Annotated in this window: 23 protein-coding genes; 10 read left to right on the top strand and 13 right to left on the bottom strand. The window is 70.8% G+C overall.

What is annotated here, in order from left to right; translation table 11 throughout:
- Positions 1-110 precede the first annotated feature (110 nt).
- A complete protein-coding gene (locus OG448_RS23460; protein WP_405556618.1) occupies positions 111-698 on the bottom strand; it encodes a TIGR03086 family metal-binding protein in 588 nt (195 codons plus the stop codon).
- Between the two features lie 81 nt (positions 699-779).
- The gene (locus OG448_RS23455) at positions 780-1,940 is read right to left on the bottom strand and encodes a hypothetical protein (RefSeq protein ID WP_405556616.1); all 1,161 of its coding nucleotides are present in this window, start codon (positions 1,938-1,940) and stop codon (positions 780-782) included.
- A gap of 226 nt (positions 1,941-2,166) precedes the next feature.
- Between OG448_RS23455 and OG448_RS23450 the strand changes: the two genes are divergently transcribed.
- The 7 genes from OG448_RS23450 (at position 2,167) to OG448_RS23420 (ending at position 9,556) form a co-directional block, all read left to right on the top strand.
- Positions 2,167-2,976, top strand: coding sequence for an NAD-dependent epimerase/dehydratase family protein (locus tag OG448_RS23450; protein ID WP_405556615.1), 810 nt, complete (start codon positions 2,167-2,169; stop codon positions 2,974-2,976).
- Between the two features lie 277 nt (positions 2,977-3,253).
- Complete coding sequence (locus OG448_RS23445) at positions 3,254-4,024, top strand: DeoR/GlpR family DNA-binding transcription regulator (RefSeq protein WP_030815407.1); 771 nt, start codon at positions 3,254-3,256, stop codon at positions 4,022-4,024.
- A 102-nt stretch (positions 4,025-4,126) separates the two neighbouring features.
- On the top strand, positions 4,127-5,497 hold the full coding sequence (locus OG448_RS23440; RefSeq protein ID WP_405556613.1) for an ABC transporter substrate-binding protein: 1,371 nt from the start codon (positions 4,127-4,129) through the stop codon (positions 5,495-5,497).
- Positions 5,494-6,429: a carbohydrate ABC transporter permease gene (locus tag OG448_RS23435; RefSeq protein ID WP_405556611.1), complete on the top strand. Its 936-nt coding sequence runs from the start codon at positions 5,494-5,496 to the stop codon at positions 6,427-6,429. Before OG448_RS23440 ends, OG448_RS23435 begins: the two co-directional genes overlap by 4 nt.
- Positions 6,426-7,286, top strand: coding sequence for a carbohydrate ABC transporter permease (locus OG448_RS23430; RefSeq protein WP_405556610.1), 861 nt, complete (start codon positions 6,426-6,428; stop codon positions 7,284-7,286). The genes OG448_RS23435 and OG448_RS23430 overlap by 4 nt, the downstream gene beginning before the upstream one ends.
- A complete protein-coding gene (locus OG448_RS23425) occupies positions 7,283-8,272 on the top strand; it encodes a zinc-dependent alcohol dehydrogenase family protein (protein ID WP_030815396.1) in 990 nt (329 codons plus the stop codon). Before OG448_RS23430 ends, OG448_RS23425 begins: the two co-directional genes overlap by 4 nt.
- A gap of 96 nt (positions 8,273-8,368) precedes the next feature.
- Positions 8,369-9,556 (top strand): TerD family protein, encoded by a 1,188-nt coding sequence (locus tag OG448_RS23420; RefSeq protein ID WP_405558909.1) that lies wholly within the window; start codon positions 8,369-8,371, stop codon positions 9,554-9,556.
- Positions 9,557-9,743: 187 nt separating this feature from the next.
- On the opposite strand, the gene dapA is transcribed toward OG448_RS23420, so the two are convergent.
- The gene (gene dapA / locus OG448_RS23415) at positions 9,744-10,640 is read right to left on the bottom strand and encodes a 4-hydroxy-tetrahydrodipicolinate synthase (RefSeq protein WP_405556608.1); all 897 of its coding nucleotides are present in this window, start codon (positions 10,638-10,640) and stop codon (positions 9,744-9,746) included.
- 76 nt (positions 10,641-10,716) lie between these two features.
- Complete coding sequence (locus OG448_RS23410; protein WP_405556606.1) at positions 10,717-12,540, bottom strand: endonuclease/exonuclease/phosphatase family protein; 1,824 nt, start codon at positions 12,538-12,540, stop codon at positions 10,717-10,719.
- Positions 12,541-12,804: 264 nt separating this feature from the next.
- On the opposite strand from OG448_RS23410, the gene OG448_RS23405 reads away from it, so the two are divergent.
- The 3 genes from OG448_RS23405 to OG448_RS23395 all read left to right on the top strand — a co-directional run bounded on the left by OG448_RS23405 (position 12,805) and on the right by OG448_RS23395 (position 16,410).
- The gene (locus tag OG448_RS23405; protein WP_405556604.1) at positions 12,805-14,232 is read left to right on the top strand and encodes a hypothetical protein; all 1,428 of its coding nucleotides are present in this window, start codon (positions 12,805-12,807) and stop codon (positions 14,230-14,232) included.
- A gap of 151 nt (positions 14,233-14,383) precedes the next feature.
- Positions 14,384-15,805: an alkaline phosphatase PhoX gene (locus OG448_RS23400; RefSeq protein ID WP_405556602.1), complete on the top strand. Its 1,422-nt coding sequence runs from the start codon at positions 14,384-14,386 to the stop codon at positions 15,803-15,805.
- Between the two features lie 41 nt (positions 15,806-15,846).
- A complete protein-coding gene (locus OG448_RS23395) occupies positions 15,847-16,410 on the top strand; it encodes a TetR/AcrR family transcriptional regulator (RefSeq protein ID WP_405556600.1) in 564 nt (187 codons plus the stop codon).
- A 67-nt stretch (positions 16,411-16,477) separates the two neighbouring features.
- On the opposite strand, the gene dapD is transcribed toward OG448_RS23395, so the two are convergent.
- From dapD to OG448_RS23350, 9 genes are all read right to left on the bottom strand, one after another.
- Positions 16,478-17,464, bottom strand: a complete 987-nt coding sequence (gene dapD, locus OG448_RS23390; RefSeq protein WP_405556598.1) for a 2,3,4,5-tetrahydropyridine-2,6-dicarboxylate N-succinyltransferase — start codon at positions 17,462-17,464, stop codon at positions 16,478-16,480.
- A gap of 111 nt (positions 17,465-17,575) precedes the next feature.
- A complete protein-coding gene (locus OG448_RS23385; protein WP_031182020.1) occupies positions 17,576-17,908 on the bottom strand; it encodes a metal-sulfur cluster assembly factor in 333 nt (110 codons plus the stop codon).
- Entirely contained in the window at positions 17,905-18,378 is a 474-nt protein-coding gene (sufU, locus tag OG448_RS23380) for a Fe-S cluster assembly sulfur transfer protein SufU (protein WP_405556596.1), read from the bottom strand. Before sufU ends, OG448_RS23385 begins: the two co-directional genes overlap by 4 nt.
- Before the next feature lie 18 nt (positions 18,379-18,396).
- A complete protein-coding gene (locus OG448_RS23375; RefSeq protein WP_405556594.1) occupies positions 18,397-19,653 on the bottom strand; it encodes a cysteine desulfurase in 1,257 nt (418 codons plus the stop codon).
- Positions 19,650-20,435: a Fe-S cluster assembly ATPase SufC gene (gene sufC, locus OG448_RS23370; protein ID WP_405556592.1), complete on the bottom strand. Its 786-nt coding sequence runs from the start codon at positions 20,433-20,435 to the stop codon at positions 19,650-19,652. Before sufC ends, OG448_RS23375 begins: the two co-directional genes overlap by 4 nt.
- Before the next feature lie 7 nt (positions 20,436-20,442).
- Positions 20,443-20,766, bottom strand: a complete 324-nt coding sequence (locus OG448_RS23365) for a non-heme iron oxygenase ferredoxin subunit (protein ID WP_030815347.1) — start codon at positions 20,764-20,766, stop codon at positions 20,443-20,445.
- Positions 20,763-21,944, bottom strand: coding sequence for a Fe-S cluster assembly protein SufD (gene sufD, locus OG448_RS23360; protein ID WP_030815344.1), 1,182 nt, complete (start codon positions 21,942-21,944; stop codon positions 20,763-20,765). The genes OG448_RS23365 and sufD overlap by 4 nt, the downstream gene beginning before the upstream one ends.
- A 72-nt stretch (positions 21,945-22,016) precedes the next feature.
- On the bottom strand, positions 22,017-23,438 hold the full coding sequence (gene sufB / locus OG448_RS23355; RefSeq protein WP_381146282.1) for a Fe-S cluster assembly protein SufB: 1,422 nt from the start codon (positions 23,436-23,438) through the stop codon (positions 22,017-22,019).
- The gene (locus OG448_RS23350) at positions 23,435-24,193 is read right to left on the bottom strand and encodes a helix-turn-helix transcriptional regulator (protein WP_405556589.1); all 759 of its coding nucleotides are present in this window, start codon (positions 24,191-24,193) and stop codon (positions 23,435-23,437) included. Before OG448_RS23350 ends, sufB begins: the two co-directional genes overlap by 4 nt.
- Positions 24,194-24,370: the final 177 nt, after the last annotated feature.

The raw sequence follows: 24,370 nt of genomic DNA, 5'->3' as shown, positions 1-24,370 counted from the left end.
CTGCGGGCGCAACTCGCTCGGCGCCGGGGGGAGACGGGGGCATGCGCCTCGCGGCGGGCGTTGTGCCCAGGGTGCCGGAGAAGGCCGACCGGGCTCGTACCTAGCGACCCCTACGGCCGCCACTCCGGGTCGCGGCCGCTCAGGCCCACCGCTCGGGCCAGGAGGGGGGCCTCCGGCGGGACCTCGATCACCGGGCCGAAGAGGCCGTCTCCTCGGTCGGGGTCTTCGGCGGCCGCCAGGAGGAAGCCGTAAGCCGAGGTCAGGGCGGGGAGGTCGGGGGTGTAAGGGAGGTCTAGGGCGCGGGCCAGGTCCCAGCCGTGGATGACCAACTCGTCGGCGGCGACGGCGCCCGCGATCTCGCCGGGGAGGTCCACTCCCCCTGCGCGGGTCTGCCCGGTCCAGGCGGCGGGGTCGCGCCATGCGTCGGCGAGTTCGTCGAGCGCCTTGGGCAGTTCCTCGCGCCAGCCGGGGCCGATGTCGGGGACGGTGGCGTTGGGGTTCGTGTCGGTCGTGGCGCCGAGGTCCTTACGGGCGGCGTCCCGGAAGGCGATGGACAGGTGCAGCAGGTGCCCGAGCAGGTTCCGTACGGGGGTGTCCGGACACGGCGTCGGCGCCGAGAGCTGCTCGTCACTCACAGCCTCGGCCAGCCGAGCCACGATCCGGGCCTGCGGGCCGAGATCCAGGGTCGAGTCGGTCATGTCTGTCTCCTCGCGGGTGTGCGCCGGGCGTACGAAGGGGTGACCGTTCGCCCGCCGGAAACTCATCGGCGCCCGGCCCGCTCACAACCCCGCGAGCCCCTCCCGCACCGCTGCCAAGTCCGCCTCCGAGGCCAGCCCCGCGTGGTACAGCCGCAGCTCATTCGCCCCCTCCCCCCGCGCACGCGCCGCGTCGGCCGCGAGGCGCGTGGGGTTCCCGCCCATGCCCGAGACCACCGTCAGGTTGGCGGCCAGCACCGTCCGCTCCCTCGCCCACCTGGCGAACGGCGCCAGGCGGTGCATGCCGTCCGTGCACGGGACGACCGCCCCGTCCGCCAGCGAGAGGATGTGGGCCGGGTCCACGCCCGCGTTGGCTCCGCAGTGGTAGGACACCGGGTCCGCGTGCAGAAGGACCCGGAAGCCCTCGGGGGCGACCGCGCGCACCGCTGTGATCACCTCCTCCTGGAGCGTGCGGGCCGCCGACTCGCGCCACGCCCGCGTGGCCGCCGCCGTTTCCGCGCCCAGCCCCCGCTCCACGCACTCCCAGCCGCCGTCCTCGGCCCCCCGCCACACCGGTTCCAGCGCGGCCCGCACACCGGCGGCCAACTCATGCGCGTCCAGGCCCTGTTCGCCGTACCCTTGCCCGCAGGTCGGACAGAAGCACAGGGACATCAGGTACTGGCCCGCCTCTCCCAGCCCGACCCCGCCCGTCTTGTCGTGGGCGTGGAGATGCGCGAGGCCGTACCAGCCGAGGGACTCCAGTTCGGTGCCGGTGGCGCCGGGGCGCACCGCGGCTTCGGCGGCGAGGGCGGTCAGGTAGGCGCGGACACGGGGCTGGGCGATGCAGGGGGCCCAGGGGTAGCGGTCGCCGTAGGCGTTGACGACGGAGGCGTCCGGATTTTCCGCGCCCAGGCGGGAGTTGTGCGCGAGGACGACCCAACTGTGCACCTCGAGACCGGCGGAGGCGAGCGCGGAGGCAGCCTCGCCGAAGGCGTCGCCGGGGGCCCAGTCACCGGCCGGGTGAGGGCGGAGGTCGCGGCCGGCCCAGGAGCCGCCGGGGGGATACAGCACCGCCGCGTACTCCGCCGTGACGATCCGGTGGCGCGGATGGCGCGGGGTGAGCGCGCGGGTGGAGTGATAGGCGGCGGCCAGGGTCACCTGCGAGACACCCAGGGAGGCGATCCGGGCCGGAGCCTCGGGGTCGCCGTTGACGTCCCAGGGGTAGACGAACGCCGACGCCCGCACGTGTCCTCCTCCGGCGGCCCGACCGCACCACCAGGCAGCAGGCTGACCGGCGTCCGCATGCGTGAACGCTACGAGCCCCCGCCGGAGCGGTCAAGGTCACGCGCACCCCGTAGCCACCAGCCAATTGACCGCATCCCTCAACCCCCTTGACCCACCCGGACCCCCTCTCTAACTTCACCAAGTATGTGAACGCCCGCTACAGCCGGACCAGGCAAGGAGACCCCACATGCCCGCCCCCCGCACCATCCTGCTCACCGGCGCCGCAGGCGGCCTGGGCACCCTGATGCGCTCCCTGCTCCCGGCCCACGGCTACGACCTCCGCCTGCTCGACAGCCGCCCGATCCCCGATGCCCCGGACGCCGTCACCGCCGACCTCGCCGACCTGGACGCGCTGCGCGCAGCGGTACGGGGCACGGACGCGGTGCTGCACCTGGCCGGCATCTCCCTGGAAGCCCCGTTCGAGAAGCTCCTGAAGGCCAACATCGAGGGCACGTACCACCTCTACGAGGCCGCCCGCCTGGAGGGCGTCCCCCGCGTGGTCTTCGCCTCCTCCAACCACGCGGTCGGCGACACCCCCGTCCCGGGCCCGGACGACCCCCGCATCCCGGTGGACACCCCGCACCGCCCGGACACCTTCTACGGCCTCTCCAAGTGCTTCGGCGAGGACCTGGCCCAGCTCTATTGGGACCGGCACGGCATCGAGACCGTCTCCGTCCGCATCGGCTCCTGCTTCCCGGAGCCCACCAGCGTGCGCATGCTCTCGATCTGGCTGAGCCCCGCCGACGCGGCCCGCCTCTTCCACGCGGCCCTGACCGCCGAGGACGTGGGCCACACCGTGGTCTACGGCTCCTCCGCCAACACCCGCCTGTGGTGGGACCTCACCTCCGCCCGCGCCCTCGGCTACTCACCGCAGGACGACTCCGAGCCGTACGCCGGGAAGCTCATCGCCGAGCAGGGCGAACTGGACCCCGCGAACCCGGCCCACGACCGCCTCGGCGGCCACTTCCTCACCGACCCGCCGATCTGGCCGTACTGACCCCACCACCGGCGGCCCCACGGCCGAAAACGATCGCGGGCGGGCACCAAACGGGCCCGCCCGCGGTCGTGTTCGGGCACGCACCGCGCCCGCTCCCACCCCGGTCCCCGCTGCCGCGCAGGTCCGAGGCGAGCGCGGCGGGATGTGATCGGGCACACACGGGCAGGATCGGGCAGGGAACAGACCTGGTCAGCGCCGCGCGTCCGCTGTAGAACTTCCCCCAGGGCCCGAACGGGCATCCCCAGCGGGCATCTCAAGGACGAGAGCGGGTGACGACATGAACACCAGGACGGCCGAGGAACGCCAACGCGAGATCGTGCGCGCGGCGCGGGCCACCGGTTCCGTCGACGTCACCGCGCTCGCCGACGAGCTGGGCGTGGCCAAGGAGACCATCCGGCGCGATCTGCGCGCGCTGGAGGACCACGGGCTGGTCCGCCGCACCCACGGCGGCGCCTACCCGGTGGAGAGCGCCGCCTTCGAGACCACGCTCGCCTTCCGCGCCACCAGCCACGTACCCGAGAAGCGCAGGATCGCGGCCGCCGCGGCCGAGCTGCTCGGGGACGCGGAGACGGTCTTCGTCGACGAGGGCTTCACCCCCCAGCTCATCGCCGAGGCCCTGCCGACCGGCCGGGCGCTGACCGTGGTGACCGCCTCGCTGCCCGTCGCGGGCGCCCTGGCGGAGGCCGAGAACGTGTCGGTCCTGCTGCTGGGCGGCCGGGTGCGGGCGGGCACGCTCGCCACGGTCGACCACTGGACGACCAAGATGCTGGCCGGATTCGTGGTGGACCTCGCCTACCTCGGCGCCAACGGCATCTCCCGCGAACACGGTCTGACCACGCCCGACCCCGCCGTCAGCGAGGTGAAGGCGCAGGCCATCCGGGCCGCCCGGCGCACGGTCTTCGCCGGGGTGCACACCAAGTTCGGGGCCGTGAGCTTCTGCCGGTTCGCGGAGGTCGGCGCGGTGGACACGATCGTCACGAGCACCCAGCTCCCGGCGGCCGAGGCCCACCGCTACTCCCTCCTGGGGCCGCAGGTCATCAGGGTCTGACGCGCCCGAAGCACCACACGGATTTCCGCACCACCACTCCCCCCGAGGGCACCCGTACGCGCGGCCATGCCCTTCTTGTCCCCATATATCCAGGAGCGATCCATGCGCACCCCGAGCCGACGGAGGCCGCGAACCACATTCGCCATGGCCGCCGCAGGGACGCTGCTCGCCCCGCTTCTCTCCGGCTGCTGGGCCGGCGCGGGCGGGACCGGTTCCGGCGGCGATTCCATCAACGTACTGATGGTCAACAACCCGCAGATGACCGAGTTGCAGAAGCTGACCCGCGCCCACTTCACCAAGGAGACGGGCATCAAGGTCAACTTCACCGTGCTGCCCGAGAACGACGTCCGCGACAAGATCAGCCAGGACTTCGCCAACCAGGCCGGCCAGTACGACGTGGCCACGCTGTCCAACTACGAGATCCCGATCTACGCCCGCAACGGCTGGCTGCACGACATGGACACCTATGTGGCCAAGGACCACGCCTACGACGAGCAGGATGTGCTGAAGCCCATGCGCCAGTCGCTGACCGGCGACGACGACAAGCTCTACGGGCAGCCCTTCTACGGCGAGTCGTCCTTCCTGATGTACCGGAAGGACATCTTCGCGGCCAAGGGTCTGAAGATGCCCGCGCACCCGACCTGGCGGCAGGTGGCCGACCTCGCCGCGAAGGCGGACGGCGCCAGGCCCGGCATGAAGGGCATCTGCCTGCGCGGCCTGCCCGGCTGGGGCGAGGTCATGGCCCCGCTGACGACGGTGGTGAACACCTTCGGCGGCACCTGGTTCGACAAGGACTGGAAGGCCCGGCTGGACTCCCCCGAGTTCGAGAAGGCCGTCAAGTTCTATGTGGGCCTGGTCCGGGGGCACGGCGAGTCCGGCGCGGCCCAGTCCGGCTTCGCGGAGTGCCTGAACAACATGACCCAGGGCAAGACCGCCATGTGGTACGACGCCACCTCCGCGGCCGGACTCCTGGAGGGCAGCGGCTCCCCGGTCAAGGGCAAGCTCGGTTACGCCCCCGCCCCGGTGGAGAAGACCAAGTCCTCCGGCTGGCTCTACACCTGGGCCTGGGGCATCCAGCACGCCTCCCGCAACCCCGACAAGGCGTGGAAGTTCGTCTCCTGGGCCTCCAGCAAGGAGTACGAGCAGTTGGTCGGCGACACCAGCGGCTGGGCCAACGCCCCGGCGGGCAAGCGCGCCTCCACGTACACCAACCCGGAGTACCGCAAGGAGGCCGCCTCCTTCCAGGAGATGACCAAGGAGGCCATCGAGAACGCCCGGCCCACCGACCCCGGCGTGCAGCCGCGCCCCGCGCCCGGCATCCAGTTCGTCGGCATCCCCGAGTTCACCGACCTCGGCACCAAGGTGTCCCAGCAGATCAGCGCGGCCATCGCCGGCCGCCAGTCGGTCGACTCGGCCCTGCGCAAGTCCCAGCAGCTCGCCGAGCAGATCTCCAAGGAGTACGAGGGACGATGACAGCGACGACAACGGCCCCGCTCGCGGCCGGCTCCGCACCCGCGGTCCGGCGCCCCCCGGCCCGGCTGCGGGCCTGGGCCACCCGCGCCCCGCTCCTGCCCGCCCTGGTCTTCATGATCGTCGTGACCCAGTTGCCGTTCGTGGCCACGCTGGTGATCTCGTTCTTCGACTGGAACGCGCTCTACCCCAAGGCCCGCCGCTTCACCTGGTTCGACAACTACCAGCAGGTGCTCACCGACGCCGACCTGCGCCACTCGGTGTGGGTGACCGTGCTGCTCACCGCCTCCGTGGTGGTGGCCAGCCTGGTCCTCGGACTCGCGCTCGCGCTGCTGCTGGACCGGAGGTTCAAGGGCCGGGGTGTGGTCCGCACCCTGCTGATCGCCCCGTTCCTGGTGGTCCCGGTGGCCGCCGCCCTGCTCTGGAAGCATGTGCTCTACAACCCGGAGTACGGTCTTCTCAATGGGTTGCTGCACTATGTGGGCGGCCCACAGCCGGACTGGGTCTCCCACACCCCGCTGCTCGCGGTGGAGGCTTCGCTGGTGTGGCAGTGGACGCCGTTCATGATGCTGATCCTGCTGGCCGGGCTGCAGAGCCGGGACCAGCAGCAGATCGAGGCCGCCCGGGTGGACGGGGCGAGCGACTGGCAGATCTTCCGCCACCTCACCCTCCCGCACCTGCGCCGCTACCTGGAACTGGGCGCCCTGCTGGGTTCCATCTACATCGTGCAGAACTTCGACGCGGTGTTCACGCTCACGTCCGGCGGCCTCGGCACCGCGAACCTGCCCTACACCGTCTACCAGAGCTTCTACCAGGCCCATGAGAACGGCCTCGCCTCGGCGGCGGGCGTCCTCGTCGTCATCGGCTCGATCATCATCGCCACCTTCGCGCTGCGCGTGGTGTCGTCCCTGTTCCGCGAGGAGGTGTCCCGATGAGTTCCACCACCACCGCAGCGCGGCGCACCGGACGGGGCGGGCGCAATGGGCTCGGTCTGGGCCTGGTGGCCTGGCTGGCCGGCATCGTCTTCTTCCTGCCCATCGCCTGGATGGTCCTGACCTCGTTCCACTCCGAGGCGGACGCGGCGACCAACCCGCCGTCCTTCGCCGCGCCGCTCACCCTGGACGGCTACCGCGAGTTCTTCGGCGCGGCCGGCGGCGCCAGCCCCTGGCCGGCGCTGATCAACTCCACGGTCGCCTCGCTGGCCTCCACCCTGTTCGTGCTGGTGCTGGCCCTCCCGGCGGCGTACGCGCTGTCCATCCGGCCGGTGAAGAAGTGGACCGACGTCCTGTTCTTCTTCCTGTCCACCAAGATGCTTCCGGCCGTGGCGGGGCTGCTGCCGCTGTACCTGTTCGCCAGGAACGCCGGGCTGCTGGACAACATCTGGCTGCTGGTCGTCCTCTACACCTCGATGAACCTGCCGATCGCGGTGTGGATGATGCAGTCCTTCCTCGCCGAGGTGCCGGTCGCCGTCATCGAGGCGGCGCGGGTGGACGGGGCTTCGCTGCCGGTGATCCTGGCCCGCGTGGTCGCGCCGATCGCGCTGCCCGGCATCGCGGCCACGTCTCTGATCTGCTTCATCTTCAGTTGGAACGAGCTGCTGTTCGCCCGGGTGCTGACCGGGGTGGTCGCGGAGACCGCGCCCGTCTTCCTGACCGGCTTCATCACCAGCCAGGGCCTGTTCCTGGCCAAGGTGTGCGCCGCGTCGCTCGTCGTCTCCCTGCCGGTACTCGCCGCGGGGTTCGCCGCCCAGGACAAGCTGGTCCAGGGCCTGTCGTTGGGAGCCGTGAAATGAAGGCCGCCGTCATCGAGTCCGTGGGCCGCGCCGTCGTCACCGAGGTCCCCGACCCGACACCGGGCCCGCGCGACGTGGTCGTGGAGGTCGCCGCGTGCGGGATCTGCGGTACCGATCTGCACATCCTCCAGGGCGAGTTCGCGCCCAAGCTGCCGATCGTGCCGGGGCACGAGTTCGCGGGCCAGGTCGTCGGGATCGGCAGCCAGGTCACCGAGGTCGCGGTCGGCGACCAGGTCGCGGTGGACCCGTCCCTGTACTGCTACGAATGCCGCTTCTGCCGCGACGGCCACAACAACATGTGCGAGCGCTGGGCCGCGATCGGCGTGACCACGGCGGGCGGTGCCGCCCAGTATGCGGTCGCCCCCGTGGCCAACTGCGTGAAGCTCCCCGAGCACGTGCGCCCCCAGGACGCGGCCCTCATCGAGCCGCTGTCCTGCGCGGTGCGCGGCTACGACATCCTCAACTCCCGCCTCGGCGCCCATGTCCTGATCTACGGCTCCGGCACCATGGGCCTGATGATGCTGGAGCTGGCCAAGCGCACGGGCGCGGCGAGCGTGGACATGGTCGACATCAACCCCGCCCGCCTGGAGACGGCCAAGCTGCTCGGTGTCTCGGGCTCGGCGGCGAACGCGGACGAGCTGGACCGGCCGCAGGGCTGGGAGATCGTGATCGACGCGACCGGCAACGCGGCGGCGATCCAGGACGGCCTGGGCCGGGTGGCGAAGGCCGGCACGTACCTCCAGTTCGGCGTGGCCGACTACGCGACGCGGGTGACGATCGACCCGTACCGCATCTACAACCAGGAGATCACCATCACCGGCTCCATGGCGGTGCTGCACAGCTACGAGCGGGCGGCGGAGCTGTTCGCGAACGGCGTGCTGAACCCGGACGTGTTCATCAGCGACCGGATCGCGCTGGAGAACTACCCGCAGGCGCTGGAGCAGTTCGCGGCGGGCGTCGGCCGCAAGATCGTCGTAACCCCCTGACCTGTGCCTTTCCCGGCGCCCTGACCCGAACGGGGGTCTCGGCGCCGGGTAAGGGAACGGCAAAGTGGGCTCGTTCGTTCACCCGGCATGACCGCTATGACCCCAGGCTCCAACGTCCCGCTTCCGGCCGCCCGTGTGACGGTGGACGTGGCCGCACCGGTGCGGCTCGACGTGTCGGGCCTGCTGCTCACCGCCGACGGCAAGGTGCGCTCCGACGACGACTTCATCTTCTACAACCAGCCGGCCGGCCCCGGCGTGACCTACCGCTCGGGCGGCGGGTCCGCGCCGGACTCGATCACGGTCGACACCGGCGCGGTGCCGCCGGACATCGAGAAGATCGTCGTCACCGCGAGCCCGGACGCGGCGGGCCAGACCTTCCAGGGCATCGAGCCGACGGCCACGATCCGGGACGCCGACGGCGGCGCGGTCGTCGCCTCCTTCACCCCGCCCGGCCTCGCCGCCGAGACGGCCCTGGTGGTCGTGGAGATCTACCGGCGCAACGGCCAGTGGAAGGCCCGCGCGGTGGGCCAGGGGTATGCGAACGGGCTGGCGGGCATCGCGACGGACTTCGGCGTGACGGTGGAGGAACCGGCCCAGCCGACACCGGCCCAGCCGACAGCGGCACCGCAGCAGCCGGTGTCCGCGCCCCCGGTCCCCCAGACACCCCCGGCTCCCCAGGCACCCCCGGCCCCGGCACCGGGCGCGGGCAAGATCAACCTGGACAAGGGGCGGGTGAACCTCCAGAAGAACCAGACCGTGTCCCTGGTCAAGGGCGGCGCCCCCCTCCTCTCCCGCGTCCAGATGGGCCTCGGCTGGGAGCCCGCCTACCGGGGCAAGGACATCGACCTCGACGCCTCGGTCATCGCCTACGGCCCCCAGCGCAACGCCGTCGACAGTTGCTACTTCGGCAAGCTCTCCATCCTGAACGGTGCCATCAAGCACTCCGGCGACAACCTCACCGGCGAGGGCGGCGGAGACGACGAGGTCATCACGGTCGACCTCGGCCGCATCCCCCCGGAGGTCACCGGCCTGGTCTTCACGGTGAACTCCTTCTCCGGCCAGAAGTTCACCGAGGTCGCCAAGGCATACTGCCGCCTCATCGACCCCGCCTCCGGCGAAGAGCTGGTCCGCTTCGACCTGACGTCGGCGGAGCCCCAGACCGGCGTCCTGATGGCAAAGCTGATCCGCCAGTACTCCGGCGAGTGGGACATGACAGCCCTGGGCGACTTCGTGAAGGCCCGCACGGTGAGGAACATGGTGAAGCCGGGGGGCCAGGCCCTGTGACAGAGGCTCAGCTCTAGGACGCGCGGCCGGGGCCTGTCACCGGGACCCCGGCCGGCCGCCGCTCCGGCACCTCGGGGGCGGTGCGCTCCGCCTCGGCACGCGGGCGGGCGCCCCGATGTAGAGGCCCACCTCGGGTGACGCGAATACCTTCCGAGTCCAGGTATGGCGGGCAACTCAGCGCGGCCGCTCAGCCGTTCGGGACGAGCGCCCGGTAGCGGGCCAGCAGGTCCGCCGTGGTCTGCCCGTCCGCCGCCAGCAGCGGCGACCGTACTGGGCCGGCCGGGAGGTTCAGGGCGTTGAGCAGGGCCTTGGCCGTCACCGTGCCCGGTAGGTCAGAGGCCATCATCGCCTCGATCAACGGGGTCACGCGGGACTGGAGTTCAGCGGCCAGCGCCGTGTCGCCCGTGTCGAAGGCCGCCAGGATTCCCGCCACCTCCCCCGGCACCACATTCGCGACCGTACTCACGCAGCCCACCGCCCCCACGGCGTACAAGGGCAGGATGTGTTCGTCACACCCCGCGTAGTACGCCAACTCCGTTTCCGCGAGCACCTTCTGGGTGCCGAGGAAGTCGTAGGAGCAGTCCTTTACGGCGATGATGCGGGAGTGGGCCGCGAGGCGGATCAGTGTGGTGGGGGCGATGCGGGTGCCGGTGCGGCCGGGGATGTCGTAGAGCATCAGGGGAAGGCCGCTCGCGTCCGCGACCTGGCGGAAGTGGGCCTCGATCGCCGCCTGTTGGGGGCGGCTGTAGTACGGCGCGACGACCAGCGCCGCGTCGGCGCCCGCCTTCTCGGCGGCGAGGGTGAGTTCGACGGTGTGCCGGGTGTCCGCGGTGCCGACGCCCGCGACCAGCGGGACGGTGGCACCCACCGCGGAGCGGACCGCCGCGATCAGCTCCCGCTTCTCCGCGTCGGTGGTGGTGGGCGACTCGCCCGTGGTGCCGTTGAGGACCAGCCCGTCGCAGCCCCCGGCCACCAGACGGGTGGCCAGGCGGGCCGCCCCGTCCACGTCGAGCGTGCCGGCCGACGTGAACGGGGTGACCATCGCGCAGAGCGTGCGGCCGAAGGGTGCGTTCCGTTGCCTCATGGTCGTAGTCTCGGCATCACGACCGTGAAGCTCCACTTAAATCTGCTACGAGATGCAGCTAAGCAGACCTGAAGAATCAGGGGCGGAAGCGCAGCACCTGCGGGTCGTGGTCGCTGATCTGGTCGTGGAACTCCGAGTTGATGTGCACGCTGTCGTAGTCGAACGAGCCGCGCCGGATCGCCCTGCTGATCAGGATCTGGTCGAGCACCTGCGCGTTGCCCTGGTAGTCGTAGGTGTAACGCTCGCTGCGCGGCAGCGACTTGATCGCCGACCAGAGCTGCCCGTCACCCTCCAGGATCTTCGCGGTGTCGGAGAACTCGAAGTCGTTCATGTCCCCGAGCGCGATGACCTCCGCGTTCTTCTGCGCGCTCAGCAGGGACTTCACGAAGGTGTTGACCTCCGTCGCCTGCGCGTGCCGCTGCGTCTCCGAGCTGCGGACGACCGGCTGGTACTGCCCGGTCAACGGCTGGTCGCCACCCTTGGAGTTGAGGTGGTTGGCGATCACGAAGACCGTACGCCCCCGGAACACGAACTCCCCGGCCAGCGGCTTGCGGCTGTTGGCCCAGGCGGCGTTCGCCGGGTCGATCCGGCCGGGCGACACCGTCAGCCGGGCCTTGCCGCGCTCCTTGACGACGCCGACCGCCGTGGTGGAGTCGCCGCCGGGGCGGTCGGTGAAGGAGACCCGCTCCGGGTTGAAGAGGAACACCTGCCGGATGTTGCCGCCCGGCTCGCCGCCGTCCTGCTTGTCGACGGGGTCGATGGAGCGCCACTCGTAGCGCGGACCGCCCGCGGCCACGATCGCGTCGATCAGCTTGCCGACCGTCGCGGACGCGCCGACCGTGCCGTCGTCGGTGGCGCCGTTGTCGTCCTGGATCTCCTCCAGGGACACGATGTCGGGCGAGCGCAGGTTGTTCACGATCGCGGAGGCGTGCGCGTCGAAGGTCTTGTCGGACGGGTCGAGGTTCTCGACGTTGTACGTCGCGACCGCCAGTTCCCCGGACGCCTGCCTGCGCGTCGTCTCCCGCTCCAGACCCCCGCTCTCCAGCGTGCCGAGGGCGCTCGCCACCAGGGTGTAGCCGCCGAACTGGTTGAAGTCCAGCGGGCCGGTGGTGGTACCGGCGAGGGTGTCGCCGACGTTCGCCTGCGGGAAGTCCGCCGTCGCGCCGAGGGACTGGATCTGGAGGCGGCCGGTGTTCTGCGCGTCGTAGGAGCCGTACAGGGTGCCGCCCCGCTCGGTGCGGTGCTCCTTCGGCTTCACGGTGACCCACAGCTCGCTGTACGGGTCGGTGCCCGTGACCACGCGCGCGTCGCTGACCTGGACGTTCATGCCCTCCAGCGACTCGTAGTAGTCGAGCGCGTAGGTCGCGGGGGCGAGCGGCAGGGCGTTGATGGAGTTGTTCGCGGCCGGGTCGCCGGCCGGGGCGTATCGTTCCGGCACCGCGCGCTTGGTGATCACGACCGGGGCCGGGACCGCGTTGCCGGTGGAGACGGTGGTGATGACGGGCTTGGTGATCTCGGTGACCGACTGGTTGCCCGAGGCGGTGCCGCCCGGCACGTACTCCGAGACGGTGCCGGTGACGGTCACCGAGTCGCCCACGGCGGCCTTCGGGGTGGAGCTGGTGAAGACGAAGACGCCCTCGCTGGTGGCCGGGTCGGCGTCCGGGTTCGGGTCCTGGAGCCAGAAGCCCTTGGACGAACCGTAGGTGCGGACGGCGGTGACCACGCCGGGCACGCCGGCGACCTGCTTGCCGGCGTACGGCGAGAGGCGGGTGGTGCCCTGGATGTCGTGGACGCGCACCGAGTCGGCGTGCGCGGGCGAGGTGGCGACGACTGCGGACGCGGCGCCGCACACGGCGGCGACGGTGAGCGCGGCGAGACGCGCGGAAGTCCTGCTCGGCAAGGGAATTCCTCCGGGAACGTGACGGAACGCCGGGACGGGAACGCACAGCAGCGTGTGGGGCTCGTCGCCCTCAGTGACACGCGTAGAGCCGAGTGAACAGTCGTTCCCCCACCTCTACGCGCGTCAATCTCCTGCCTGACGACTGGAGTTGTCAAGGTTTCGGCCACGTACGAGCGGCAGCGGCGACCGGAACCGGGCGGTGCGCCGGCAAAGCCGTCTAGGCTGAGGGGTTGAGTGCTTTCCCGGTCCGAGGAGAACCAGCCGATGTCAGACAGCTCCCCCCTGCCGCCCGTACGGCTGCGTCCCGAAGCGGAGCTGGCGCGTGCCGCGCTGTCCACCCCGCTGCTCTCCCGCGCCGCCCGGCTCGCCCGCTGGGCGGGCCCCGAGACCCGCGTCGACGGGGGCGGGAGCCTGGTCGAGGAACAGGTGCCCGCGGCCGCCGAACTGCTCGGACTGACCGGAGACCACGCCGCCGCGGACGCCGCCGAGGCGTGGGGCGTGGCGGTGGACACCGGCCTCGTCGAGATCACCGACGAGGAGGCCGGGACCGTGGCCCCCGGCGCGGACCTCGCCCTGCTGACCGGCGCCCCGCACGACGTGCTGACGCTGTGGCTCGCCGCGCTGGACACGGTCGTCGCGGACGCCGGGGTGCCGGACCTGGAGGGGCTGGCGGCCGCTCTGGAGGAGGGCGGCGAGATCGATTTCACGACGTTCGACTGGGACCCCAAGGGCGAGGCGGAGCTGCTCGACGGCGTGCTCGGCAACCTCTACCTGCTGACCGTCGGTGAGGACGGCCCCGGGGAGAGCCCGGTGCCGCTGCCCGCGCTGGCCGCGTCCACCATCGTCCCCGACGACCTGGACGAGCCCAGCAACGACGTCCTGGAGCAGGTCTCGGACGCGATGATGAAGCTGGACGACCAGTTCCGGATGCTGGAGCCGATCGGCCTGGTGGAGTACCGGCCGGTGGACGAGGAGCTGATGGCCGGCGCGGAGGAGGAGCCCGCCGAGCCGGTCGACGAGGACGACATCGCCCGCTACGGCATGGTCCGGCTGACCCCGCTCGGGTTGTACGGCCTGCGGGCCCGACTGCTGGAGGCCGGGTTCGAGGCGCCTGCCGTGGGCGAGCTGGCCGACAAGGGCGCGGACGCGCTGCTGGACGGCACCGCCGGGTACGGGGAGTTCGCCGCGCGCGCCGAGACCGAGCAGTGGCTCGGGATGCGCGAGCCCCTGGCTGCCGCGCGGGAGTTGCTCGCGGCGGCGCGCGGTGCGGACGCCGGGGCGCCGCTGCGGCGGCTGCGCTGTCAGCAGGCGCTGTCCCTGGTCGGCGCGGCGGCCGAGCCCGCGCTGCGGGAGGTGCTGGACGACCCCGAGCTGGGCGGTCTGGCCCGGGTCTGGCTGAGTGAGCGGGGCGCGCCGGACGTGCCCGCGCCCTCGCAGGACCTGGTGTTCTGGCTGACCGTCGACACGATCGCCGCGCAACTCCAGGCGGAGGGCAACTCCGAGGAGCTGCAGGCGCTGGTGGAGGGGCTGGCGGAGCAGCACAGCGGGTTCTTCTCGGCCGCCTGGCGGGTGGAGCACCCGGCGACTGCGGACGTGCTGGAGGCGATGGGGCGGCTGCATCCGGACAAGCGGGTGGCCAAGGAGGCGCGGAAGGCGGCGTTCAAGGCGAGGTCGCAGCAGCAGGGGAACTGACGGCCCCGTCCCACGGGTGTACGGCAGCGGTGTCCTCGGCGCGGTGCGGTGTTCAACTGCCGTTCAGCGGCGGGCGGGAGTGTGTCGGCCGAACGAGGCCGCGTCACCCTCGCCCTCCGCCACGGGCATCCCGACCGTCACAGGAGACACCATGTCACTCACCCGCAGGGACTTCGCCAGGACGACGGCGGTCACCGGTGCCGGGGTCGTGCTCGCGGGCAGCGTCGGTGCCCTCGCCACCGCCCCGCAGGCCCTGGCCGCCACGGATCTCGACGGCGCGGAGGACGCGCACGGCCACCCCGGCATCGGGTACGGCCCGCTGGTCCCCGACCCGGACGGCATCCTCGCGCTGCCCGCGGGCTTCTCGTACCGGGTGGTGACGTACAGCGGCCGTACCCGGCTGGAGTCGGGTGAGCCGACCCCGTCGAACCATGACGGCACGGCCGCCTTCGCCGGTCCGCGTGGTTCCGTGCTGCTGGTGAACAACCATGAGCTGAAGGGGCCGCGCGCGAGCTGGGCGCACCCGGTGCCGCTGACCGAGGGCCTGGTGTACGACCCGGCCGCCGCGGGTGGCTGCACGGTGGTGGAGGTCCGCCGCGACCACGTCGCCGAGTGGGTGGGCATCGCCGGTACCTCCACCAACTGCGCGGGTGGCAGCACTCCTTGGGGCACCTGGCTGACCTGTGAGGAGACCGAGGACCGGGCCGGGCAGAACGGTATGACCAAGGACCACGGCTACGTCTTCGAGGTCGACCCCGCCGACCGCCGGGCCAACCGCGCCCCCAAGCCGCTGAAGGCGCTGGGCCGTTACGCCCACGAGGCGGTGGTGGTCGACCCGAAGCGGGGGCACCTCTTCCTCACGGAGGACGCCGCCGGCCCCAACGGCCTGTTCTACCGCTGGACCCCGCCGGAGGGCTTCCACCACGGCCGGGGCCGGCTGCGCAGCCTCGCGGACGACGCGGGCGTCCTCCAGGCGTTCCGCTGTTTCGACTCCGGCGGCCGCTTCGTGGACGACCTCTCCCGCGCGACCCGCACCGGCACGGTGTACGGCGTGGACTGGGTCGACGTCCCCGACCGGGACGCGCGTACGGTGCCGGTGCGCAAGCAGTTCGCCGACGGCCGGGTGACGCGGGCCCGCAAGCTGGAGGGCATGTGGTGGGGTGACGGCGGGGTCTACGTCGTCTCGTCCTACGCCCGCGAGGAGAGCCCCGTACAGCACGACGGACAGGTGTGGTTCTACGACCCCCGGCGCCGGACGCTGACCCTGAAGGTGCTGCTCGGGACCGGGGGCACCTTCGACGGCCCCGACAACATCACCGTCTCCCCCTACGGCGGCCTGGTCATCGCCGAGGACGGTGAGGGCGTACAGCACCTCTTCGGCGCGACCGACGGCGGCCGTACGTACCCGATCGCCCGCAACGAACTCAACATCGGCACCGAGTCCGCCCCCGAGTACAGCGAGTTCACCGGCGTCACCTTCTCCCCCGACGGCCACACCCTCTTCGCCAACATCCAGGAACCGGGCATCATGCTGGCGATCACGGGCCCGTGGAAGCGGCAGCGACGGGACTAGACTCTGGGAGCCGACCCCCTTTTTCGACAGGAAGCACCCGCATGCCCCACCCCAGGCCCATGCGGGCAGACGCCCGACGCAACCACGACCGTCTGCTGGCCGTGGCCGCCGAAGCCTTCGCCGAACACGGCGAGGGCGCGTCCCTGGATGACATCGCCAAACGCGCCGGAGTGGGCTCGGGCACCCTCTACCGCCACTTCCCCACCCGCCGCGCGCTCCTGGAAGCGGCGTACGCGGCCAGGATCGAGGCGCTGGGCGAACGGGGCGAGGAGCTGTCCCGTACGCTGCCCCCGGGCGAGGCCCTGACGGAGTGGCTGCACGAGGTGTGCGTGGCGACGATCGAGGTCCGGGGCCTGAAAACCTTGATGGGGTCGGCGGTGGCGGACGCCGACTCGACCCCACTGACGGCCTGCGGCACGGTCGTCCGCACCACAGCGACCCGCCTGGTCGAACAGGCCCGGTCCGAGGGCACCCTCCGCCCCGACCTGACCCCCACCGACCTCCTCCGCCTGACCCACGGCATCGCCACGGCGGCGGAACTGGGAGGCGGGGAGAAAGACACCCGACGGTACCTGGACCTGCTGCTGGAGGGCCTGCGGCCGTAGCCGCCCCCACGCACGAGCGCCCTCCCGCGCCGTACTGGGCGGAAGGGCGCTCGAGCCGGACTCGGCTTCAGTTGTGGCTGTGCAGGATGTCGTTCAGTCCGCCCCACACCGCGTTGTTGGGCCGGGCCTCCACCGCGCCCGTCACCGAGTTGCGGCGGAAGAGGATGTTGGAGGCGCCGGAGAGGTCGCGGGCCTTCACGATCTGGCCGTCGGGCATCGTGACGCGGGTGCCCGCCGTGACGTAGAGGCCCGCCTCGACCACGCACTCGTCGCCCAGGGCGATCCCGACGCCCGCCTCCGCGCCGACGAGGCAGCGCTCGCCGATGGCGATGATGACGTTGCCGCCGCCGGAGAGGGTGCCCATGGTGGAGGCGCCGCCGCCGATGTCGGAGCCGTCGCCGACGATGACGCCGGCGGAGATGCGGCCCTCGACCATGGAGGTGCCCAGCGTGCCGGCGTTGAAGTTGACGAAGCCCTCGTGCATGACCGTGGTGCCCTCGGCGAGGTGCGCGCCGAGGCGGACGCGGTCGGCGTCGGCGATGCGGACGCCCTTGGGGGCGACGTAGTCCGTCATGCGGGGGAACTTGTCGATCGAGGTGACCTGGAGGTGCAGGCCGTCCGCGCGGGCGTTCAGCCGCACCTTCTCGACGTCGTCCACCGCGACCGGGCCGAGCGAGGTCCAGGCGACGTTGGCGAGGTGGCCGAAGATGCCGTCCAGGCTCTGGCCGTGCGGCTTGACCAGGCGGTGCGAGAGCAGGTGCAGACGCAGGTAGACGTCGTGCGCGTCCAGCGGCTTCTCGTCCAGCGAGGCGATGACCGTACGGACCGCGACCACCTCGACGCCACGCCGGGCGTCGGGGCCGAGCGCGGAGACCGCGCTGTCGCCCAGCAGTTCGGCGGCCCGGTCGGCGGACAGCCGCTCGCTGCCGGACGGCCCCGGCTCGGCGACCAGCTCGGGCGCCGGGAACCAGGTGTCGAGAACGGTGCCGTCGGCGGCGATGGTGGCGAGACCGGCGGCGACGGCGCCGGTGGTACGGGAAGCAGTGTCGGTCATGCGGAAAACCTAACGTGGGGGCGGGGTCGGGGCCTAACCGGTGCGGCGCGCCGGGTACGCGAAGGCGGCGGTGCCCGAGGGCACCGCCGCCTCATTCCGTGAAGGGAAGCCTCAGACGTTGAACCCGAGCGCCCGCAACTGCTCGCGGCCGTCGTCGGTGATCTTGTCCGGGCCCCACGGCGGCATCCAGACCCAGTTGATGCGGAGTTCGCTGACCAGGCCGTCGGTGACGGACTTGGCCTGGTCCTCGATGACGTCCGTCAGCGGGCAGGCCGCGGAGGTCAGGGTCATGTCGATCGTGGCGATGTTCGCGTCGTCGACGTGAATGCCGTAGATCAGACCGAGGTTGACGACGTCGATGCCCAGCTCGGGGTCGACGACGTCCATCAGGGCCTCGCGGAGTTCTTCCTCCGAGACCGGTTTCATCTCAGCGGTGTCGGTCATGCCGTCTTCCTTTCGGCGTCCGCGCTGGCCTCGCCCAGGGCCTGGGCCGTCGCGTCCTTCCACGCCATCCAGCTCAGGAGGGCGCACTTGACCCGCGCGGGGTACTTGGAGACACCGGCGAACGCGACCGCGTCCTCCAGCACCTCCTCCATCGCGTCGTCGGGCTCGATCCGGCCCTTGGACTGCATCAGCTCCAGGAAGGTCTCCTGGATCTTCTGCGCCTCGGGCAGGTCCTTGCCCACCAGCAGTTCGTTCAGCACGGACGCCGAGGCCTGGCTGATGGAACAGCCCTGGCCCTCGTACGAGACGTCCGCGATCTTCGTCCCGTCGTACCTCACCCGGAGGGTGATCTCGTCGCCGCACGTCGGGTTCACGTGGTGCACCTCGGCGTCGCCGTCCCTCAGACCACGCCCGTGCGGGTTCTTGTAGTGGTCCAGGATGACTTCCTGGTACATCGAGTCCAGCTTCACGGTGTCAGCCCACGCCTCTCAGCCGAAGAAGTTCCGTACGTGCTCCAGCCCCTCGACCAGTGCGTCGATCTCTCCGGGCGTGGAGTACAGATAGAACGACGCCCGGGTGGTCGCCGGAATTCCGTAGCGCAGGCAGACCGGCCGCGCGCAGTGGTGGCCGACGCGCACCGCGATGCCCTGCTCGTCGAGGACCTGGCCCACGTCGTGCGGGTGGATGTCGCCGAGCGTGAAGGAGATCGCCGCGCCGCGGTCCTCGGCCGTGGAGGGGCCGATGATGCGCAGGTCGGGGACCTCGCCCAGCCGCTTCACCGCGTACTCGGTGAGCGCGTGCTCATGGGCGAGGATCTTGTCCATGCCGATCGAGTTGAGGTAGTCGATCGCGGCACCGAGACCGACCGCCTGGGCGATCGGCGGGGTGCCCGCCTCGAACTTGTGCGGGGCGGGCGCGTAGGTCGAGGAGTGCATCGACACCGTCTCGATCATCTCGCCGCCGCCGAGGAACGGGGGCAGGTCCTCCAGGAGTTCCTGGCGGCCCCAGAGCACACCGATGCCGGTCGGACCGCACATCTTGTGGCCGGTGAAGGCCACGAAGTCGGCGCCGAGCGCCTGTACGTCCAACGGCATGTGCGGCGCGGCCTGCGAGGCGTCGATGCAGACCAGCGCGCCGACCTCCTGGGCGCGGCGCACGATCGCCTCGACCGGGTTGACCGTGCCCAGGATGTTGGAGACCAGCACGAAGGAGACGATCTTCGTCTTCTCGGTGATGATCTCGTCCAGGTTGGACAGGTCGAGGCGGCCGTCGTCGGTGAGGCCGAACCACTTCAGCTTCGCGCCGGTGCGCTGCGCGAGCAACTGCCACGGCACGATGTTGGAGTGGTGCTCCATCTCCGTGATGACGATCTCGGTCTCGTGGTCGACCCGGTAGGGCTCGTCGGCCCAGCCCAGCATGTTGGCCACGAGGTTGAGCGACTCGGAGGCGTTCTTAGTGAAGATCACCTCGTCGCGGCTGGGCGCGTTGATGAAGTCGGCGACCTTGTCACGCGCGCCCTCGTACAGCGCCGTGGCCTCCTCGGCGAGGACGTGCACGCCTCGGTGGACATTGGCGTTGTAGCGCTCGTAGTACTCGCTCAGCGCGTCCAGCACCTGGCGCGGCTTCTGCGAGGTCGCCGCGTTGTCCAGGTAGACGAGCTTGCGCCCGTCGTGGACCTGGCGGTCCAGGATCGGGAAGTCCTTGCGCAGCGCCTCGGTGTCGAGGAGGCCCGGCAGCTCTGTCACGCGGATACGCCACCCTTCGTGTCGACGTCGGCGTGCTTCGCATACGCCTCGTAGCCCTCGTTCTCCAGCTTGTCGGCCAGCTCGGGGCCGCCGGACTCGACGATGCGGCCACCGGAGAACACGTGGACGAAGTCCGGCTTGATGTAGCGCAGGATGCGCGTGTAGTGCGTGATCAGCAGGGTGCCGGTCTCGCCGGTCTCGCGGACGCGGTTGACGCCCTCGGACACGATGCGCAGCGCGTCCACGTCGAGGCCGGAGTCGGTCTCGTCGAGGATGGCGACCTGCGGCTTGAGCAGCTCGAGCTGGAGGATCTCGTGGCGCTTCTTCTCACCGCCGGAGAAGCCCTCGTTGACGTTGCGCTCGGCGAAGGAGGGGTCCATGTGGAGCCGCTCCATGTTCTCCTTGACCTCCTTCACCCAGGTACGCAGCTTGGGGGCCTCGCCGCGGATGGCGGTGGCGGAGGTGCGCAGGAAGTTGGAGACGGAGACGCCGGGGACCTCGACCGGGTACTGCATGGCGAGGAAGAGGCCGGCGCGGGCGCGCTCGTCGACCGACATGGCGAGGACGTCCTCGCCGTCGAGGGTGACGGTGCCGCTGGTGATCGTGTACTTCGGGTGACCCGCGAGCGAGTAGGCGAGGGTCGACTTGCCCGAGCCGTTGGGGCCCATGATGGCGTGCGTCTCGCCCTGCTTCACGGTGAGGTCGACGCCCTTGAGGATCTCCTTCGTGGCGTTGTCGGCCTCGACGGTGACGTGCAGGTCTCGGATTTCAAGCGTTGCCATGGGTGCCTCAGGACTCCTGGGTGAGGGAGACGAGCACGTCGTCCCCTTCGATCTTTACGGGGTATACGGGGACGGGGCGCGTCGCGGGCGGGCCGGACGGCTTGCCGCTGCGGAGGTCGAAGCAGGAGCCGTGCAGCCAGCACTCGATCTGCCCGTCCTCCACTTCGCCCTCGGAGAGGGAGACGTTCGCGTGCGAGCAGATGTCGTAGATCGCGTACACCTCGCCCTCGGTCTTCACGACCGAGACCGGCGTGCCGTCGAGTTCCACCCGCTTGGGGGTGTCCTCCGACAGCTCGCTCAGTCCGCAGGCTCGCTGGAAGGTCGTCGTCATGCGACCGCGGCCTCCAGCTCCTCCTCGATCTTGACGAGCAGGCGCTCCTCGATGTCGGGGAGACCGATCTGCTGGACCAGCTCGGCGAAGAAGCCGCGGACCACCAGGCGGCGGGCCTCGTACTCCGGGATGCCGCGGGCCATCAGGTAGAAGAGCTGCTCGTCGTCGAAGCGGCCGGTGGTGGAGGCGTGGCCGGCGCCGACGATCTCGCCGGTCTCGATCTCCAGGTTGGGGACCGAGTCGACGCGGGAGCCGTCGGTGAGAACCAGGTTGCGGTTCATCTCGTAGGTGTCGGTGCCCTCGGCCTTGGCCTCGATGAGCACGTCACCGATCCAGACCGCGTGCGCGCCCTCGCCCTGGAGCGCGCCCTTGTAGACCACGTGGGACCGGCAGTGCGGGGTGTTGTGGTCGACCAGGAGGCGGTGCTCCTGGTGCTGGCCGGAGTCGGTGAAGTACAGGCCGAACAGCTCGGCCTCGCCGCCGGGGCCCGCGTAGCTGACGCGCGGGTGCAGGCGGACGACGTCGCCGCCGAAGGTGACGACCACGGACTTGAAGGAGGCGTCGCGGCCGACGAGGGCGTTGTGCTGGGCCACGTGCACGGCCTTGTCGTCCCAGTCCTGGACGGAGACGACGGTCAGCTTGGCGCCGTCGCCGAGCACGTAGTCGACGTTGGCGGCGAGCACCGCGTCACCGGTGTGGTCGATGACGACGAGGGCCTCGGCGAAGGCGCCCAGCTCGATCACCTGGTGGCCGAAGGCGGTGCCGCCCTCGCCGTGCACCGCGATGCGGATCGGCTCGGTGAGGACGGTGTCCTTGGGCACGGTGACGACCGACGCCTGCTCGAAGGCGGAGTACGCCTGGGCGGCGACGCGGTCGACCGGGGTGCCGGCCTTGCCGAGCCGGGCGTCGTCACGGCCGACGTTCTCGACGGTGACGCCCTCGGGGGCCTCGACGACGACCTTCAGGCCCTCGCCGGTGGCGACGGCGGTGCCGTCGTGCAGGCCGCGCAGCCGCTCCAGCGGAGTGAACCGCCACTCCTCCTCTCGGCCGTGCGGGACGGGGAAGTCCGCGACGTCGTAGGAGGGGGGTGCGCTCATGCGCGTGGCGACGGTCGATTCCGCGGCGACCGCGATCGAGCCCGCGGTGGTGGACCCCACGGGGATGTTCTGCTCAGCCATGGCTGTCGGGGTGCTCGCTTTCCTGTGCGTAGGTGGCTGCGTGTGTGGCGTGACGGGGTGCGGGGCGGCGGGTCAGCCGACCGCGCCCTCCATCTGCAGCTCGATCAGCCGGTTGAGCTCCAGCGCGTACTCCATCGGCAGCTCCTTGGCGATCGGCTCGACGAAGCCGCGCACGATCATCGCCATCGCCTCGTCCTCGGAGAGGCCGCGGCTCATCAGGTAGAAGAGCTGGTCCTCGGAGACCTTGGAGACGGTCGCCTCGTGGCCCATGGAGACGTCGTCCTCGCGGACGTCGACGTAGGGGTACGTGTCCGAGCGGGAGATCGTGTCCACGAGCAGCGCGTCGCACAGCACGTTGGACTTCGATCCGGCCGCGCCCTCGCCGATCTCGATGAGACCGCGGTAGGAGGTACGGCCGCCGCCGCGCGCCACCGACTTGGAGACGATGTTGGACGACGTGTTCGGCGCCATGTGGACCATCTTGGCGCCGGCGTCCTGGTGCTGGCCCTCGCCCGCGAAGGCGATGGAGAGGGTCTCGCCCTTGGCGTGCTCGCCCATCAGGTAGACGGCCGGGTACTTCATGGTCACCTTGGAGCCGATGTTGCCGTCGACCCACTCCATGGTGGCACCCTCGTAGGCGACGGCGCGCTTGGTGACCAGGTTGTAGACGTTGTTCGACCAGTTCTGGATGGTCGTGTAACGGCAGCGGGCGCCCTTCTTGACGATGATCTCGACGACCGCGGAGTGCAGCGAGTCCGACTTGTAGATCGGCGCGGTGCAGCCCTCGACGTAGTGGACGTAGGCGTCCTCGTCGACGATGATCAGCGTCCGCTCGAACTGGCCCATGTTCTCGGTGTTGATCCGGAAGTAGGCCTGGAGCGGGATCTCCACGTGCACGCCCTTCGGCACGTAGATGAAGGAGCCGCCGGACCACACGGCCGTGTTCAGCGAGGCGAACTTGTTGTCACCGACCGGGATGACGGTGCCGAAGTACTCCTTGAACAGCTCGGGGTGCTCGCGGAGCGCGGTGTCGGTGTCCAGGAAGATGACGCCCTGCTCCTCCAGGTCCTCGCGGATCTGGTGGTAGACGACCTCCGACTCGTACTGGGCGGCGACACCGGCGACGAGGCGCTGCTTCTCGGCCTCGGGGATGCCCAGCTTGTCGTAGGTGTTCTTGATGTCCTCGGGCAGGTCCTCCCAGGACTCCGCCTGCTTCTCCGTGGAGCGCACGAAGTACTTGATGTTGTCGAAGTCGATGCCCGAGAGGTCCGAGCCCCAGTTGGGCATGGGCTTCTTCTCGAACAGCTTCAGACCCTTGAGGCGGAGCTTGGTCATCCACTCCGGCTCGGACTTCTTGCCCGAGATGTCGCGGACGACGGCCTCGCTCAGGCCGCGCTTGGCCGAGGCGCCGGCTACGTCGGAGTCGGCCCAGCCGTATTCGTACTTGCCCAGACCCTCGAGTTCGGGGTGGGCAGTCTCCGTGGGGAGCGTCATGCGGGGTTCCTCCCGGCCGTGCTTGCGTGGTGGCTCTGATCGGACTTGTCGGTCTTGGAAATCTTGGGGATGAACGTCGTGCAGACGCCGTCGCCGTGGGCGATGGTCGCCAGTCGCTGGACGTGGGTTCCCAGCAGCTCGGCGAAGAACTCCGTCTCCGCCTCACAGAGCTGGGGGAACTGCTCGGCGACGTGAGCGACCGGACAGTGGTGCTGGCAGAGCTGTTCACCCTGTTGCGGGAGGGGGGCACTGCGTGCCGTAGCAGCGTACCCGTCCGCGGTCAAGGCCCTGGCGAGGGCCTCGGCGCGGCGGTCGGGCTCGACCCCCTCGACGGCCGCGCGGTAGGTGGCGGCCTGGGCGGCGATGCGGGCGCGGGCGAAGGCGGCGACGGCCTCGTCCCCGCCCTCGCGCTCGGCGATCCAGCGCAGGGCGTCGGCGGCGAGCTGGTCGTAGGACTGGTCGAAGGCGTCCCGGCCGCAGGCGGTCAGGGCGAAGACCTTCGCGGGGCGGCCGCGGGTACGGGCGCCGTACACCCGCTGCTCGCGTGCCTGCACGATGTCGTCGGCGGCCAGCGCGTCCAGATGCCGGCGCACGGCGGCCTGGGTGAGGCCCAGCCGGCCGGCGAGTTCGGCGACGGTCGACGGGCCGTGGTCCAGGATGGACCGCGCGACCCGGTTGCGCGTCGAACGCTCACCGGTCGCCAGCTCTTCCTGGGGCCCCGTGGGGGTCTCCCGAGCCTCGTCGACGTTTTTCACAACGCTATTGTTGCGTAATTCTTCGGGGCCTGACAAGCCAGGCCGGGAGCGGTCGACGGTGCCCTGCGTCACTTAGGCACTCCTAACCTGACCTGCGGAAACGATCTCCGGAGCGCTCGTCACGGCCCCCCTCACCAGGCAAAACCGCTGGCGCGGGACCCTCGCCGGGCAGACTCC

The sequence above is a fragment of the Streptomyces sp. NBC_01171 genome (assembly GCF_045039805.1).
GTDB lineage: Bacteria > Actinomycetota > Actinomycetes > Streptomycetales > Streptomycetaceae > Streptomyces.
This window is presented reverse-complemented; position numbering and strand designations above follow the sequence as displayed.

Coding starts and splice junctions, on each gene's coding strand:
- OG448_RS23460 (WP_405556618.1), bottom strand. CDS start 698: ATGACCGACTCGACCCTGGATCTCGGCCCGCAGGCCCGGATCGTGGCT.
- OG448_RS23445 (WP_030815407.1), top strand. CDS start 3,254: ATGAACACCAGGACGGCCGAGGAACGCCAACGCGAGATCGTGCGCGCG.
- sufB (WP_381146282.1), bottom strand. CDS start 23,438: ATGACGCTCCCCACGGAGACTGCCCACCCCGAACTCGAGGGTCTGGGC.
- dapA (WP_405556608.1), bottom strand. CDS start 10,640: ATGAGGCAACGGAACGCACCCTTCGGCCGCACGCTCTGCGCGATGGTC.
- OG448_RS23430 (WP_405556610.1), top strand. CDS start 6,426: ATGAGTTCCACCACCACCGCAGCGCGGCGCACCGGACGGGGCGGGCGC.
- OG448_RS23425 (WP_030815396.1), top strand. CDS start 7,283: ATGAAGGCCGCCGTCATCGAGTCCGTGGGCCGCGCCGTCGTCACCGAG.
- OG448_RS23435 (WP_405556611.1), top strand. CDS start 5,494: ATGACAGCGACGACAACGGCCCCGCTCGCGGCCGGCTCCGCACCCGCG.
- OG448_RS23440 (WP_405556613.1), top strand. CDS start 4,127: ATGCGCACCCCGAGCCGACGGAGGCCGCGAACCACATTCGCCATGGCC.
- OG448_RS23395 (WP_405556600.1), top strand. CDS start 15,847: ATGCCCCACCCCAGGCCCATGCGGGCAGACGCCCGACGCAACCACGAC.
- OG448_RS23365 (WP_030815347.1), bottom strand. CDS start 20,766: ATGACGACGACCTTCCAGCGAGCCTGCGGACTGAGCGAGCTGTCGGAG.
- OG448_RS23405 (WP_405556604.1), top strand. CDS start 12,805: ATGTCAGACAGCTCCCCCCTGCCGCCCGTACGGCTGCGTCCCGAAGCG.
- sufD (WP_030815344.1), bottom strand. CDS start 21,944: ATGGCTGAGCAGAACATCCCCGTGGGGTCCACCACCGCGGGCTCGATC.
- OG448_RS23450 (WP_405556615.1), top strand. CDS start 2,167: ATGCCCGCCCCCCGCACCATCCTGCTCACCGGCGCCGCAGGCGGCCTG.
- OG448_RS23385 (WP_031182020.1), bottom strand. CDS start 17,908: ATGACCGACACCGCTGAGATGAAACCGGTCTCGGAGGAAGAACTCCGC.
- OG448_RS23420 (WP_405558909.1), top strand. CDS start 8,369: ATGACCCCAGGCTCCAACGTCCCGCTTCCGGCCGCCCGTGTGACGGTG.
- dapD (WP_405556598.1), bottom strand. CDS start 17,464: ATGACCGACACTGCTTCCCGTACCACCGGCGCCGTCGCCGCCGGTCTC.
- sufC (WP_405556592.1), bottom strand. CDS start 20,435: ATGGCAACGCTTGAAATCCGAGACCTGCACGTCACCGTCGAGGCCGAC.
- OG448_RS23400 (WP_405556602.1), top strand. CDS start 14,384: ATGTCACTCACCCGCAGGGACTTCGCCAGGACGACGGCGGTCACCGGT.